Source organism: Parvibacter caecicola (assembly GCF_003725335.1).
GTDB lineage: Bacteria > Actinomycetota > Coriobacteriia > Coriobacteriales > Eggerthellaceae > Parvibacter > Parvibacter caecicola.
The window spans coordinates 41871-56391 of record NZ_QIBY01000014.1 but is presented as its reverse complement, the minus strand read 5'-3'; the positions used below and the strand labels follow the sequence as shown (position 1 = coordinate 56391).

At 65.8% G+C, this 14521-nt stretch carries 12 protein-coding genes; 4 read left to right on the top strand and 8 right to left on the bottom strand.

Translation table 11 applies throughout. The features are described from left to right. The 3 genes from DMP11_RS10430 to DMP11_RS07945 all read left to right on the top strand — a co-directional run. On the top strand, positions 1-196 hold a 196-nt coding region (locus DMP11_RS10430), incomplete at its 5' end, for a hypothetical protein (RefSeq protein WP_211329093.1). Continuing rightward, positions 196-1065 carry a TIGR03915 family putative DNA repair protein gene (locus DMP11_RS07950; RefSeq protein ID WP_123185955.1) on the top strand — a complete coding sequence of 290 codons (870 nt, stop codon included), beginning with the start codon at positions 196-198 and terminating at the stop codon, positions 1063-1065. The genes DMP11_RS10430 and DMP11_RS07950, both read left to right, overlap by 1 nt. A 54-nt stretch (positions 1066-1119) precedes the next feature. Further along, the gene (locus DMP11_RS07945) at positions 1120-1833 is read left to right on the top strand and encodes a hypothetical protein (protein ID WP_123185954.1); all 714 of its coding nucleotides are present in this window, start codon (positions 1120-1122) and stop codon (positions 1831-1833) included. A 3-nt stretch (positions 1834-1836) separates the two neighbouring features. Here the strand turns inward: DMP11_RS07945 and DMP11_RS07940 are convergent, their stop codons facing one another. From DMP11_RS07940 to thyX, 3 genes are all read right to left on the bottom strand, one after another. Beyond that, positions 1837-2208 (bottom strand): Hpt domain-containing protein, encoded by a 372-nt coding sequence (locus DMP11_RS07940; RefSeq protein ID WP_123185953.1) that lies wholly within the window; start codon positions 2206-2208, stop codon positions 1837-1839. 143 nt (positions 2209-2351) lie between these two features. After that, complete coding sequence (locus DMP11_RS07935; RefSeq protein WP_214646988.1) at positions 2352-3641, bottom strand: DUF1385 domain-containing protein; 1290 nt, start codon at positions 3639-3641, stop codon at positions 2352-2354. 9 nt (positions 3642-3650) lie between these two features. Beyond that, positions 3651-4337, bottom strand: a complete 687-nt coding sequence (thyX, locus tag DMP11_RS07930; RefSeq protein WP_123185952.1) for an FAD-dependent thymidylate synthase — start codon at positions 4335-4337, stop codon at positions 3651-3653. 201 nt (positions 4338-4538) lie between these two features. Between thyX and DMP11_RS07925 the strand changes: the two genes are divergently transcribed. Beyond that, positions 4539-5837, top strand: coding sequence for an aminoacetone oxidase family FAD-binding enzyme (locus DMP11_RS07925; protein WP_123185951.1), 1299 nt, complete (start codon positions 4539-4541; stop codon positions 5835-5837). A gap of 65 nt (positions 5838-5902) precedes the next feature. Here DMP11_RS07925 and DMP11_RS07920 read toward each other — a convergent pair whose 3' ends face one another. The 5 genes from DMP11_RS07920 to DMP11_RS07900 all read right to left on the bottom strand — a co-directional run bounded on the left by DMP11_RS07920 (position 5903) and on the right by DMP11_RS07900 (position 14513). Next, the gene (locus tag DMP11_RS07920; protein ID WP_123185950.1) at positions 5903-6247 is read right to left on the bottom strand and encodes a hydrogenase maturation nickel metallochaperone HypA; all 345 of its coding nucleotides are present in this window, start codon (positions 6245-6247) and stop codon (positions 5903-5905) included. A 2-nt stretch (positions 6248-6249) separates the two neighbouring features. Next, positions 6250-9213, bottom strand: a complete 2964-nt coding sequence (locus DMP11_RS07915) for an FAD-dependent oxidoreductase (RefSeq protein ID WP_211329092.1) — start codon at positions 9211-9213, stop codon at positions 6250-6252. A gap of 511 nt (positions 9214-9724) precedes the next feature. Then, positions 9725-11104 (bottom strand): sodium-dependent transporter, encoded by a 1380-nt coding sequence (locus DMP11_RS07910; RefSeq protein ID WP_123185949.1) that lies wholly within the window; start codon positions 11102-11104, stop codon positions 9725-9727. A 90-nt stretch (positions 11105-11194) separates the two neighbouring features. Continuing rightward, positions 11195-13219 carry a ribonuclease R family protein gene (locus DMP11_RS07905; RefSeq protein WP_123185948.1) on the bottom strand — a complete coding sequence of 675 codons (2025 nt, stop codon included), beginning with the start codon at positions 13217-13219 and terminating at the stop codon, positions 11195-11197. Positions 13220-13226: 7 nt separating this feature from the next. Next, on the bottom strand, positions 13227-14513 hold the full coding sequence (locus DMP11_RS07900; protein ID WP_235869428.1) for a S41 family peptidase: 1287 nt from the start codon (positions 14511-14513) through the stop codon (positions 13227-13229). Positions 14514-14521 lie beyond the last annotated feature (8 nt).

Here is a 14521-nt window from a genome sequence, read left to right as displayed (position 1 = left end):
CTTACTGGCGGGCGGGGGCGCGGCGGCGCTGCCGCTGCAAGAGCGGCGGACGGGCGCCCAGAGGCGCCTGGAGCCCAAAAGCGGGGCCGTGCCGGGCAACGGCGCCCGCCCAGGCGCCGGCCGCTCCGCCCCGCGCCCCCAAACGGCCCCGCGGGCGTTTGCTGCCCTCAAGCCCGCCGTGGAGGCGCTATTCTGATGCAAGAAGTGTACGACTCCATAGCCTATCTGTACGACGGCACGCTGGAAGGTCTGTTCACGGCGGTGTTCTGCGCCTTCGAGCGCCACGAGGTGCCCACGGATGTGTGCCGCGAGGCCGATTACCAGCCCCGGCTGTCGCAGCTGACCATCACCATCGAAACCTCCCTCCAAAAGGCCGACCGTGTGCGGGCCGGCATCCTGCGCGCCTGCGGGAGGCGGGGGTATCGCCGGGTGCGCCGGGCCGCCCTGTCCGACGATTCCTCCGCCGGCACCGACGTGTACCGCTTCGTCGCCTTCGCCATGGCGGAAAACGCCAAGCGCCCCTGCCACGGCTGCCCGCGGCGCGGCACCTGCCGCAGCGCCTTTTGCAGCCCGCGGCAATCCAGCTGCCCCAAAGTGGTGGGGCGCCTGATAGACGATGTGACCAACCCCGCCGTGAAACCGGTGCACAAACTGTCGGTGGCCGTGAACCGCGAATGCGAGCACATGCGCCAGTTCCTGCGCTTCCAAGAGCTGGAAGGCGGCCTGTTCTACGCCCGCTGCAATCCGAAAGCCAACGTGGTGCCCCTGATCATGGACCACTTCGCCGAGCGCTTCAACGTACAGCCCTTCATCATTTACGACGAGAACCACGCCATCGCCGGCATCAGCGAAGGGGGCGACTGGCAACTGGTGAACACCCGCGATTGGCCCGACCACGAACTGAAGCTGCCGCCCGCCACCGCCACCGAGGCGGTGATGGCCGATGCTTGGCGCCGCTTCTACCGGGCGCTGTCGGTGAACTGCCGCTACAACCCCGAGCTGCGCCGCCAGCTGATGCCCAAACGCCTGTGGAAGAACATCACGGAAGTGAAGGGCGAGGCGTAAGGGCGCTGGCGTGCCTTATAATGGAGCCCCGTTCAAACCTCGTCGAAAGCCATCATGCGCCACGTAAGCCTGGAATCCCAAACGCTGTTGAAGGACATGCCCCCGCAGTTCGCGAAAACGCTGGGGCTCATGCCGCTGTACCGCACTTTCATCGACGGCGTGCGCGCCACCTGGGCCGACAACCCGGCCGCGGCCGAGTACCTGCTGGACAAGGTGAACGCCGTTTACCTGCGCACCGAGCAGCCGCGCGGCGGCCGGCTTCGCGACGTGCCCACCACGGTGTTCGAGGTGATGCTCTCCGACGCCATGAGCCGCAGCGAGCTGAACGCCCGCCGCGAGAGCCTGAAGCTGAACCTGGCGCTGCGGGGCATCTCCTGCGACGAACTGCGCATCGGCGCCTCGAAGCGGGGCATGTTGCAGCGGCATCCGTTGAAGAACCTGTGCGCCGCCCCGCCGGCGCCGCCGACCGCCGCTCCGAAGAAACCCCCCGTGAGCGAAGCGGAGGCCCTGGCCGTGCTGCGCCGCGCCTGCATCGTGGTGTTCGGGGAGGAAGCGCTGCCGAAGGCCGCCGCTATCACGGGCGCCAAGGTCACCCCCGCTGCGGCCTCCTCCATCGAGTACCGCTCGGCCCGCCAGTGGTACTTCTGCAACGCCACGGTGAGCAGCGCCGCCGCCGAAAAAGAACTGAGCGCCTCCGCAGAGGCGCTCAGGGACAAGTGCTTTCGGTTGGGGCTTCCGCTGCGGAAGCTGACGTTCCGCGACCGGTAGGGCTTAGGCCAGCTGGCCGCTCTTCCAGGCCTCCAGGCCCTCCACCACTTTCTTGTGGGCGTCGCCCAAAGCGGCCATGTGGTTCTGGGCGGCGTCGATTTCGCCGGAGAACAGGGCGTCCGACACGTAAGCCGCCACCTGAAACAGCTCACGGAAGGAAAGGTTACCAGAAACCCCCTTCAGGCTGTGGGCCTGCGAATAGCCCTCTTCGTAATCCTTGGCCTCCATGGCGGCCACCAAAGAAACGTAATGGTTGTCGTTGAGATACTTCAGCGCCAAGCGCTCGTACAGCTCGGCATTGTCGCCGAAACGGTCCATGGCATCCACGTAATCGATTCCGTAAGCAGCCAACGCGGTGGTGAGTGATTCAGCCATAACGACCTCTTTCTTTCCTGCATAACCTGGCGCGAAACACGGCGGCCGGGCTTCCAAACCTCTCTAATCAAGTGTAGTAGAGCGCAAAAAACGGCAGCAAAAACTTGCCTCTCTGTTACCTTTTTGTGACTGGTCTGTAGAAATCAGGCAGCCGAGCACTCCCGCGCCAGCACCCGCTCCATGGCGGCGATGGCGCATTCCAGTTGCCGATCGTCGGGCTCGTTGGTGGTAAGGTACTGCATCTGCATGCCGGGCCACAACACCACTTTCACCAGGGGATTGTCCGGGTGCGAACCGGCCCAGCGCACCGTTATCTCATAGGAAATGCCGGCAATAACCGGCATCAGCAGAATGCGCACCAAGATGACCAGCGCCAACTTGGGCAGCCCCTCCGGCACGCCCCAGGCGCCGATGAGGGAATTCAGCGGAAAAATGGTGTACACCAAAATGGCGATAATCATCACCATGATGAGGAAGGCCGTGCCGCAGCGCACGTGCAGCCGCGGAAAGCTGCGGGCGTTCTCCACCGTGAGCGGCAGACCGTGCTCGTGGCAGTGGATGGTTTTGTGCTCGGCGCCGTGGTACATGAACATGCGCCGCACGTCCTCCATGCGGCCGATGAGCCACAGATAGAACACGAACACCGCCACGCGCAGAATGCCGTCCACCACGTTCCAGAGCACCAGGTTGCCGTCGTACTCCCCTACCAGCAGGTTGGTGATCACGGCCGGCGCCACGATGAACAGCACCACCCCCAGCACCACGCCGAACACCATGGAGAACACCATTTCCTTGTGGCCGAACTCCATCTCCGGCTCGTCGGCGGACACTTCGCGCACCTCGCAAGGGGCGCCGCCTTCGTCGGGGGCCGCCTCGCCGGGGGTTGCCTCGGCGGAAGCCGCTTCGGCAGCCTCTTCTGCGCCCTCGGGCGCGTCCCCTTCGGGCCCCTGCACCACTTCCAGGGTGCGCTGGGCCCCCAGGCCGTCCACCATGGTGTCCGGATTGCCGAAATCCCGCTTCCAGACGAAATGCTTTTCCTCAGAAAGCGCCACCGCGCCGGCGGCGGCCAGCTCCTCCTGCACCTCCACGGCCTGCGCCTGGGCAAGGGCCTCTTCCTCCCCTTCCTCATCGCCGAAGGCGTGCATCGCGGCAATCTCCAGCGCCTTGAACCCCAGCACCAGCGATTCCACCAGCGCCCGACAGCCGCGCACCAACGGCCAGTACATCCAGCCGTTCTTCTGCTTGCCGCTGGCCAGATCGTGCTCTTCCAGGTAAATGCCGCCGTCGGGGGTGCGCACCGCCACCGCCCAATTCAGCTTGCCCCGCATCATGATGCCCTCGATGAGGGCCTGGCCGCCGATGTGGGTTTTCTTGGCGCCGTCCTCGCTGAAAGCGCGGGACAGGTCGCTCTTTTTGGGTTGCTGCTCGCTCACAGGGCGCCTCTAGTTCCAGGGGGCCTCGGCGCGCGGGTAAGGGTTGCCGCAGCACATCTTCCCCTCCGGGCACGGGCCCGACACGCAGGGGGCGCCGGCGGTGGCGAACACGAAGGGCGCCGTGGGGCGCGCCAGCTCCAGCATCTGCCAGGCCATGTCGCGGATTTCCCACTGGGCGCGGTTGCAGCAGCGCAGGTTGAAGAAGTGCAGCAGCTCGCGCACGTTCATGGTGATGACGATCTTCGTCTCGGCGGCGTTGGGCAGCAGGTAACGGGCGTCCTCGGCGGGGATGCCGGCCTCCAGCAGCTGCTGATACGCGCCGATCACGGCTTCGATGGCCTGGTCGAAGGCCTCTTTCGCCTGGGCGTCCCCCTCAACGGAGGGGGGCGTCACCACCGGCAGGCCGTCCTTGTACTTCACGTAGCGCTGGCTTTGCTGGTTGAAGCTTGCCAGGCGATGGCGCACCAGCTGATGGGTAAGGGCGCGGGACACCCCCTCCACCGCGAAGGTGTAACTGGCGTGCTCCAGCGTGGAGAAATGGCCGGAGCGCATGATGGTGGAGAGCACCGAGTGCATCCGCTCCTCGCTCATGGTTTCCATCAGCTCGGCCGCACCCACCGGCGCGTAGCAAAGGCGGGCGGCGGTGGCGATGGCCCGCTCGGGGTCGGGCGTGTGGTACAGAAGCTCGATGTGCATGGGGTTCCTTCCGGTAATTTGCGTTCAGGGAATTCTACCAAAGCCGATGCGGCCGCAGCGGCGCGGGGCGGGCGGCTCCCCCATCTCTCCAATAAGCGGAAAGCGACAGTGCGGGCGCGTCCGGACGGCCGGCGCGGAGGTGTCAAGGGGGCGGCGCTGGCCTATACTTGGGGAAACGGGCCGGACAGAACAGGAGCAGCCATGCAAGACAGAAGGGCCGAAGCCGCCACCCCCGCCATCGCCGTCGTGGGCGGAGGGGCATCGGGGCTGGCGGCGGCCATCGCGGCCGCGCAGACGTGGCGTGCCTGCGGAGGCGGCAGAGCGCACGCGGCGGCGGGACGTCTGCTCGACATCCGCATCTTCGAGAAGGACGACCGCATGGGCCGCTCCGTCCTGGCCACCGGCAATGGCCGCTGCAACGTGTTCAACACACGGCCCGAGGCCGGCAGCTACCGCAATCGCCCGCTTGTCCAGGCGGTGCTGCGCGCCGCGGAAAGCTGCCGCCCGCCCCTGGCCGCGGTGCAGGGGCAAACCGCCGTGGAGCGCTTCTTCTCCGGCCTGGGGCTGGTTTGGAGGGAAGACGAGGAGGGCCGCTGCTGGCCGGCAACCAACAAGGCCTCCACGGTGCTGGACGTGCTGCGCGCCGGGTGCCGCGCGAACGGGGCGCGGGAATGTTGCAACAGCCCGGTGGAGCGCATCGAGCGCACCGGCGAGGGGGGCCGCTTCGCTCTGCGCCTGGCCGACGGGCGCATTTGCCACGCCGATGCCGTGGTGGTGGCAACGGGCAGCGGGCTTGCGGACGGCCTTTTGCCCGGCGGCATAGCGGTGGAGCCCCCCACAGCCATGCTCTGTCCGCTGGCGGTGCGGGAGAAGTGGGTGCGCAGCCTGGAGAACATCCGGGTGCGGGCCAAGGTGCGCCTGGTGCGCGGCAGCCAAACAGTGAGGCGGCAGACGGGCGAGGTGCAGTTTCGCAAGTTCGGCGTGTCGGGCATCGCCGTGTTCAATTTAAGCCGGGAAGCCCGCACGGGAGACGAGCTGGCGCTGGACCTTCTGCCGGCGCTTGGCGAAGGGGAAGCCACGCCGTTTTTGCTCCATCGGATGGAAGCGATGGGCGCGGCGCTGGGGCGCACCCCCACCGTAGAGGAAACCATGGCCGGCCTGGTGCTCCCCCGCGTTGCCGAAGTGGTGCTGGGGCAGCTGGGGCTGGAGGGCGGCCGCCCCGTGGCGCCCGGCGACATCGATCGCTTAGCGGCCGCTTTGAAAAACCTTTCCCTCACCGTGACCGGCCTTGCCAACAACGTTTCCCACCAAATCACCCGCGGGGGCATCGCTACGGGCCAGCTGGTGCCGGAAACCCTGCAGATTGCAAGCGCGCCGGGGCTGTTCGCCGCCGGCGAAGCCGTGGACGTGGACGCCGACTGCGGCGGCTTCAACCTGCTGTGGGCCTGGGCCAGCGGCTATCTGGCCGGCACCAGCGCCGCCAAAATGTTAGCTGAGTAGCGAAACCGGCCCAGAAAACCTGGCGTGTCGGGGTAGAACGAAAGGCGCTGGCGCCGCTAAGGCGGCTACATCCCCTCCACTTCGGCTACTTCGAACTCGTTGCCGCGGAGGAGCTGGGTGTCGGCGCTGCCGCAGTGGGGGCAGGTGCGCCCTTGGGGCACGGTGGGGTACGTGCGGCCGCAACTGTTGCACACCGTCACGGCCGGCACCGTTTTCAGCTGCAGCTGGCAGCCGCGCAAAAGGTCGCTCTTCTGGGAGGCCCAGCCCCAGGCATCCTGCAGCTGCCCAGCCACCACGCCCGACACTTCCCCCAGCTCCACCGTAACCCGGCAGATGCGGGAAAGTACCTGTTCAGCGGACACTTCCTCCAGAAGGTCGCTCAGCGCAAACACCAGTCCCAGCTCGTGCACGGCTACTCCCGCCCCGTGATCTTCTTCACCAGCATCTTGCCGGCGTGGGGAAGAATCTTGCCGATCTTCTTCTCGGACGGCACCATGGTGGAGCATTCGGGGTGGTCGCGCCGCAGATGGATGGCGTCGAACTCGCAGCGGGTGGTGCACAGGCCGCAGCCGATGCACTTGTTCGGATCCACGACGGAAGCGCCGCAGGACAGGCAGCGGGCGCACTCGGCGGCCACCTGGGCCTCGGTGAATACCCCGCGCGGGTCTTCCCAGTTGTAGCGCGAGCTGGCGGCAGGTGCGCAAACGGGGGCGTTGCGCCCCGCTTCGTCGTAGCTGCCCGGCGCAATGAGCGCGTGCTGTTTGTCCAGTTCAACGTAGTGGCGCGGGTTGCGTCCCAGCGTGAGCGAACTGCCCTTCTGGGCGAAGCGGTGCAGGCTCACCGCCGCCTCATGGCCGGCCGCGATGGCGTCGATGACGAACCGCGGCCCCGTGAGGGCGTCGCCGCCGGCGAACACGTCTGGCTGGGCCGTTTGGAACGTGGCGGAATCGGCCACCACAGTGCCGTTTTGGCGCAGCTCCACCGCACTGCCCTCCAGCAGCTGCCCCCAGTCGATGGCCTGGCCGATGGCCATCACCACTTGCCAGCATTCCACCTCGCAGGTATCGCCGTCGTCGTAGACCGGCGCGAAACGTCCCTCGTCGTCGAACACCCGCACGCAGCGGCGCAGCCGCAGCGCCCGGGGCCGGCCGTCCTCGCCCCGCAGCACTGCCGCCGGGCCCCAGCCGTTCATGATCATGATGCCCTCGGCACGGGCCTCTTCTATTTCTTCCGCCGAAGCCGCCATCTCGTCTGGCTGCTCCAAGCACACCATGCGCACCGAAGACGCCCCCAGCCGCAGGGCGCAGCGGGCGGCATCGATGGCCACGTTGCCGCCGCCCACCACCGTAACCGATTCCGCAACGGCGGCATCGGGATTGCCCAGCGCCTCGGCCAGGAAATCCATCGCCGTGGAAACGCCGGGGCCCTCTTCGCCCTCAACACCGGCCAAGCGCCCTTTCTGGGCGCCGACGGCCAAGTAGAAGGCGCAAAAGCCCTCATCGCGCAGCTGCTGCAGGGTAACGTCGCGCCCCACTTCGGTGTTGCAGCGAATCTCCACCCCCAGCTGCCGCAGGATGTCTATCTCGGCCGCCACCACTTCGGGCGACAACTTGAACGACGGGATGCCGTAGGCCATCATGCCGCCGGGCTTCCCCCGTTTCTCGAACACCACCGGCTTATAGCCGGAAAGCGCCAGGTAATACGCGCAGGTGAGGCCCGCCGGGCCCGCCCCCACGATGGCGATCTTCTCCGGAAACGCCCCCCGGGTGGTGGGAGGCACCACCTGCGGCACGAAGCGGTGCTCCTCGCTCAGGTCGTGCTCGGCGATGAACCGCTTCACCTCGTCGATGGCCACCGCCTCGTCCACGGTGCCGCGGGTGCAGGCGGCCTCGCAACGGCGATTGCACACGCGGCCGCACACCGCTGGGAAGGGGTTCTCCTTCTTGATGAGGGCCAGCGCGTCGCGATAGCGCCCTTGGGCGGCCATGCGCAGGTAGCCCTGCACCGAGATGTGCGCCGGACAGGCCACTTTGCAGGGGGCGGTGCCGGTTTCATGGCATTCGATGCGGTTGTTGTTCTTGTAATCGGGGTCCCAGTCCTTCTCGCTCCAGGAAAGCGTGGGCAGCGGCTGTCGTGGATAGCTGATGGGGCCGCCCTCGGCGGGCAGTTTCTGCCCCAGCTGCACGGCGCCGGCGGGGCACACCTCCACGCAGCCGCCGCAAGCCACGCAAGCGGCGCCGTCCACTTCGGCGGTGTAGGCCGACCGACTCATGTTGGGGGTGTTGAACAGCTGCGAAGTGCGCAGCGCGTAGCACACGTTCACGTCGCAGTTGCAGATGGCGAATATCTTGTCCTGCCCGTCGATGTTGGTGATTTGGTGCACGTAGCCGTTCTTCTCCGCCAGAAGCAGGATGCCCAGCACCTCGTCCAGCGTGATGAAGTGGCCTTTGCCGGTTTCCACCAGGTAATCGGCCATATCGCCGATGGCGATGCACCAGTTCTGGGGGTCGCTGCCGTCGTTGGCGCCGCGCACCCGTTCGGCGGTGCGGCACGAGCAGGAACCGGCGGCGAAGCGGTCGTACTTCTTAAGCCAGTGGGAAATGCGCTCCACGTCGGCCGCCTCGCTGTGGCTCTCGATGGCCCGCTGCACCGGGATGACGTGCATGCCGATGCCGGCGCCGCCCGGCGGCACCATTTTGGTAACCTTGGTGAGCGGCAGAAACGACATGCGCTCGAAGAACGTGGCCAACTCGGGGTGTTCTTCCATCTGCGCCTGATTCATCACGGTGAACTCGGCGGAGCCGGGCACGAACATGGGCAGCACGTAGCGCTTCTCGTGGGCGGGGTTCGCGCCGTCGAGGTTTTCCCAGTTGTACTCGATAACGCCCTTCAGCGCCAAGCTGTCCAGCAGCTGTTGCAGCTTGCCCGCTTCAAGCCCGCTGCGCTCCTGCAGCTGGGCGAAGGTAAGAGGGTGGCGCACCTTCATGTGAGCGGTGAGCGTCGCCTCCTCATCGGTCATCACGCTGGCAAGGCCCCAGTACTCAGGGCTTTCCGGCTGCACCTTCACCCCGATGCGGTCGGTGATCTTTTGAGCTTCCGCCAGTACCCCCGGCTTCAGCGGAAGGGCAGCCGCCGGGCCGGGATCGTTGGGCTGGGCAGGACAGTAGGCGGTGAAGGTGTCGTTTTCGCTATAGAGCTCCGGCACGATCACGCGATGGGGCTCGCCGTTGGGGGCGGCCGTGGGAATCGCGTTGCGCTCGGCAATCTCCTCAGGCGTCAACCCTTCCAGCATCGCCTGCTTGCGCTCTTCCACCGTAGAGCCGCCGTAGGGCTCTTCAACTACGGTAAGTGTTCCGTTCTCAGCTGGTTTCGCCATGGCGTCCATCCTCTCCAGAGGCCCCCTCAGGCACTCCCTCGAATGCGAGCCACCCATTATATCGGCTAAAACCCCAGGTAACCCGAGCCGTTGCGAAACTACGAAATCCCCTTTTATCATCGGAGGCCGGGTCGGCCCAACCAGAACGCCATCGCAGGTTGAATTCGTAGGGCAGAGATTCTATCTCTGCCTAAACGGACGGCCCGTGCGGGGCTGCGGCTTTAGGCCGAGATAGAATCTCGGCCCTACGAAAATGGTCCGGTAGGGTGTCATGGGGACGTTCCCATGACACCTGCGGTCGCAGTTGTGCGGGGGAAGGGCGGGGGTGGCCCAACAAAGCGAGTTCCGCACGACGCGAAAGTGCCAGTGGCACTTTCGCCAAAGCAGGACTGTTTGAGCGACTTGGGCTGCCCCTGCCCTTCCCCCTGCCCCGTAAAAGAACGGGCCAACGGATGTGGCAAAAGTGAACGTCCCCGTGACACCTGCGAATGGTGGGTGTCGAAGACGGGGGTTAGAACCAGGATTGGATTATGGGGAGCCAGCCCATCACCAGGATGACGGCCACCAGCACCGGCACGCCGTAATGCATCCAACCGTACAGCCAGGCAGGGTACTTCGCTCCCTTGCCGGCGTTGGCTTCGGCCAGGAAGTTCTTCCAGCCCCACCCGCGACGGCTGGTGCAGAACAGCACGAACACCAGCGACCCCAGCGGCATGATGTTGCTGGAAACCAGGAAGTCCTCGATGGTTTGGATATCGCCCACACCGGGCATAACCACACCGGAAAGCAGGTTGAACCCCAGCGCGCAGGGCAGCGACAAAAGCGGGATAGCGATGAGGTTCACCACCACCGCCTTCTTGCGGCTCCACCCCCATTCGTCCATGGCGAAGCGCAGAATGCCCTCGAACACGGCGATGACGGTGGAAAGCGCCGCGAAGCTCATGAACACGAAGAACAGCGTGCCCCACAGCTGGCCGCCCCACATCTGCTGGAATACGCTGGGCAGCGTGATGAACACTAGGCCAGGGCCGGAATCGGGGGCCACGCCGAAGGCGAAGCACGCGGGAAAGATGATAAGGCCCGTGGCCAGGGCCACCGAGGTGTCCAGCACGCCGATGGTGGCCGCCTCTCCCAGAAGGGAGCGGTCCTTCCCGATGTAGCTGCCGAAGATGGTCATGGACCCCATGCCGATGGACAGGGTGAAGAAAGCCTGGCCCATGGCGGCGTAAGCGGCTTCGCAGAAGGTGTCGAAGCTGCCGAAGATTTTGGAGAAGTCGGGCAGCAGGTAGAAGGCCGCCCCCGCCTCGGCGCCGGGTAGGGTGAGGGAACGCACCACCAGCACGCCCAGAATGGCCAGCAGCGCCACCATCATCACCTTGGTGATGCGCTCCACGCCCTTCTGCACCCCCAGCGAGCACACCAGGATGGAAACCGCGCACACCACCACCATCCAAAACACCAGCTCAACCGGGCTGGCCAGCATATTATTGAATGCCTCCGCCGTTTGAGCGGTATCGGCACCGGCGAAGGTGCCGGAGGCGAACTTGGGCACGTAGGCCAGCATCCAGCCGGCCACAGTGGTGTAGAACATCATCAGCAGGTAGCAGCCGCCGATGCCCAGCCATTTGTACTTGTGCCAATGAGTGGCGGGTGGCTCAAGCCGGTTGAAGGCGCGGGCGATGGAGCTTTGGGAACCGCGCCCCACCGCAAATTCCATCACCATGATGGGAAGCCCCAGGATGAATAAGAACACCAGGTACATGAGCACGAAAGCGGCGCCGCCGTACTGGCCGGTGATGTAAGGAAAGCGCCATACGTTGCCAAGGCCGATGGCGCAGCCGGCGCTGATCAGAATGAACCCCAAACGGGAGCCGAACTTTTCTCGTTGCATCGAAATCCTCTCAACCAGTGGCGAAACGCAGCGCCCAACCAGTATAGGGCTTGCGCTGCGGCGCACAGGGCACTTGCCACCGGCGCGTAACTACAGGCGCAAATCCAGCCGCGAAGTGGCCAAGTCCACCCGCGAAAGCACCACTTGCAAGGGCTGCCCCAGCCTGAACACCTGGTCGGTGTCGGCGCCGGTGAGGGTGTAACGGTCGGGGTCGAACATGAAGTACTCGGGGCCCAGGTAGCGCAGGGGCAGAAAGCCCTCGATGGCGCCCCCCAGCTGCAACTCTGTGGTGACGCCCCGCTCAAGCCGCACGAACAGCCCTTGGGAAGACACCCCCGACACCACGCCGGCAAAGGTCTCCCCCACCCGCGGCTCCAAATACTCCGCTAGCTTCAGGGTTTGGGATTCCCGCGCCGCCGTTTCCGCCACCCGCTCCATGTAGGAGGAATGCTCGCCGATCCAGGCCAGCGCTGCCACCTCTTGGTCGAACAGCTGCGGCCGCTTGAACAGGGCCGCCTTCAGCATGCGGTGCACCACCAAGTCGGGGTAGCGGCGAATGGGGCTGGTGAAATGGCAGTAGGCCTTGCTGGCCAGCCCGTAGTGGCCGTCGTTCACTGGACGGTACACCGCCCGCTTCATGGCCCGCAGCAGCAGGTTCGACACCAACTCCTCCTCGGCACGGCCGTGGCTTTCCTCCAGCACGCTTTGGATGACGAACGGGCTGCCATGGCCCAAAAGCGCCGCCCCGGAACGGGAGAACCAGCTGAACTCCCGAAACACCGGTACCAAAGCCGCCAAGGCCTCGCCGGCCGGCGCATCGTGCACACGGTACAAGCAGGGGAAGTCCTTGCCGAACAGATGGCGGGCCACCGCCTCGTTGGCGGCGATCATGGCCTCCTCCACCAGCATGGTGGCGTCCGTCTTCTGGCGAAGCTCCACCCCCACAGGCGCCCCTTCCCCGTCCAGGCGCACCTTCGCCTCCACGGTGGAGAAATCGATGCCGCCGGCCGTCGCGCGCCGCCGGCCCATCGCCTGGGCCAGGACGCTGGCCGCCTTCAGCTTGCGCACCATGGTCTCCCCCACGCCCGTCCCCTCCAAAGAAACGGGCCCTTCCCCTTCGGTGTCCAGCAACTGCTGCACCTGGCCATAGGTAAAGCGCGTCTTCGAGCAGATGAGGCTGGGATAGAACTGGGCCTGCAGCACCTGCCCCTGGTCGGTGACCAGCATGTCGCAGGTGAAGGCGCGGCGCACCTGGCCCGGCTTCAGCGAGCACACCTCTTCGGAGAGGGCCGGCGGCAGCATGGGGATAACCCGGTCGGCCAGGTAAACGCTGGTGGCGCGGCGGCGCGCCTCGATGTCCAGCGCGCTGTTCCAGGGCACGTAGGCGGAAACGTCGGCGATATGCACCCCCAGCCGCCACAGCAGGCGGCCCGATGCATCCCGCACCCGCTCAAGCGAAAGGGCGTCGTCGAAGTCCTTGGCATCGGCCGGGTCGATGGTGAACACCACTCTCTGGCGCAGGTCCGCATAACCCTCTGCCAGCGCCTCCGCCTCGTCCACCGCCACCTGGGCCGCTTCCGCCAGCGCCGATTCTGAGAACACAGTTTCCAGCTTGTGACGGGCCACGATCATGTCGATGCCGCCGCTGCCGCCGCCCTCTTCGGACAGCACTGCCTCGATCACGCCGGTGCAGGCGCTGTGGCGGGTGGGAAACTGGGTGATGCGCACCTGCACGAAGGCCCCCTCCGGCACATCGGGGGCATCAGCGCGCAAGGTGAAGATGTCGAAGGGGATACCCGAGTTGTCCGGCACCACCACGGCGAACGGGTCGGCCAGCTCCACCCGGCCGCACACCACTTCGCTGGCCCGCTCTATCACCCGCACCACGCGCCCCTGGGGCCGTTCGGAGCCGCGGCCGCGTCCGCCGCCCTTGCGGCCGCCGACGGGGGCCACTTCCACCAAATCGCCGTCGGAAGCGCCGCCGCGGGCGGAATCGGGAATGAAGAAATCGCCCTCGGCGGTGGTGACGAAGGAGTTTTTTCCGTCGCGGGAGTCCAGCACTCCACGCAGCAGCGCCCGGGGCTTGTGCCGCACCGATGAACGTTTGCGCGCCATGGCGCCCCTAGGAGGAAAGCTGGGAGCGAACGGAGTCCACAGCTACGATGATCTGGTTGTCCACGCCTTCGTTAGCGCTCACCCGAATGTCGGGCACCACGCCCACGCCGGAAATCTCGTGGCCCAAGGGGGTAAGGTAATAAGCGGCCGTGTAGCGCACCGCACCGCCCCAGGTAAGCTCGCGAGTCACCTGCACCGATCCCTTGCCGGCGCTGGTTTGCCCCACTACCGTGGCCCGCTGGTTGTCCTGCAGCGCCGCCGCCAGCACTTCCGCTGCCGCCGAAGTGAATTCGTCCACCATAACGCACACCGGCGCATCGGTCACGGTAACCCCGGAAACCTTCTTGGTAGAAGACCCTTCATTGGTCTGCACCTCCACCACCACGCCACTGCGCAACAGCAAACCCGCAAGGTCCACCGCCTGGGACAGGTAACCACCGGGGTTGCTGCGCAGGTCCAACACGAAGCCGGCCGCCCCTTCGGCGGTAAGCTGCTCGATGGCCTGGCGCACAAGATCGGTAGAGTTAGCAGTAATCTGCCGCAGTCGAATAACCCCCACGTTCTCTCGTAGCTCGGTGGAAACGTTTTCTTCCACGTACTCCTTGCACAGAAGCGTAGTGGAATACTCCAGCCCGGTTTCGGCATCAAGGCTGGTGGGGCGCATCCACGACACCACTACCGACGTGCCATCGTGATCCGAGAGGAAGTTCACCACTTCCGTCATGGTCCAGACATGGGATTCATCGCCATCCAGCCCCACCACGAAATCGCCGGGCACTACGCCGCGCGCCTCCGCTTCCGAGCCCTCGAACACGTCCGCCGCGTAGGCGCGGCCGTTGTACTCGGAAAATACCACGCCGATGCCGGCATAGCTGCGCTCGCTGGTTTCCTTGATGTAGCTGTTGTAGCGATCGGGGTCATAGTACATTGCGTACGGGTCGTCAGTGGAAGCCATCATGGCGCCCAGCACCCCCACCGTAGCCTCGTCCAGGTTCACCGAGTCGAGGCTGAACTCCGCCAGCAGGTTCTCCACATCGGACACCCGCATGCTCACCGAATCAAAAGTGGTTTTGCCGGAACTGGAGTCGTTGGCGGCGCTCTGCCCCTCAAGGGCGGGGAACCCCAGCGAATCCATGAGAGCCGGCTGGCTGCGCAGAAAGAAGCCCGCCATGAAGGCGGCGCACAGCAGCAAAAAAACAAGCAGGGCAGCCGCGATGCGCCGCATGTGACCCCGCTGGCGCTTCATGGCCAGCGACACCTTCCGCGCCCGCTTCTGCTGCTCTGCTTGTCCCATAATCGCCC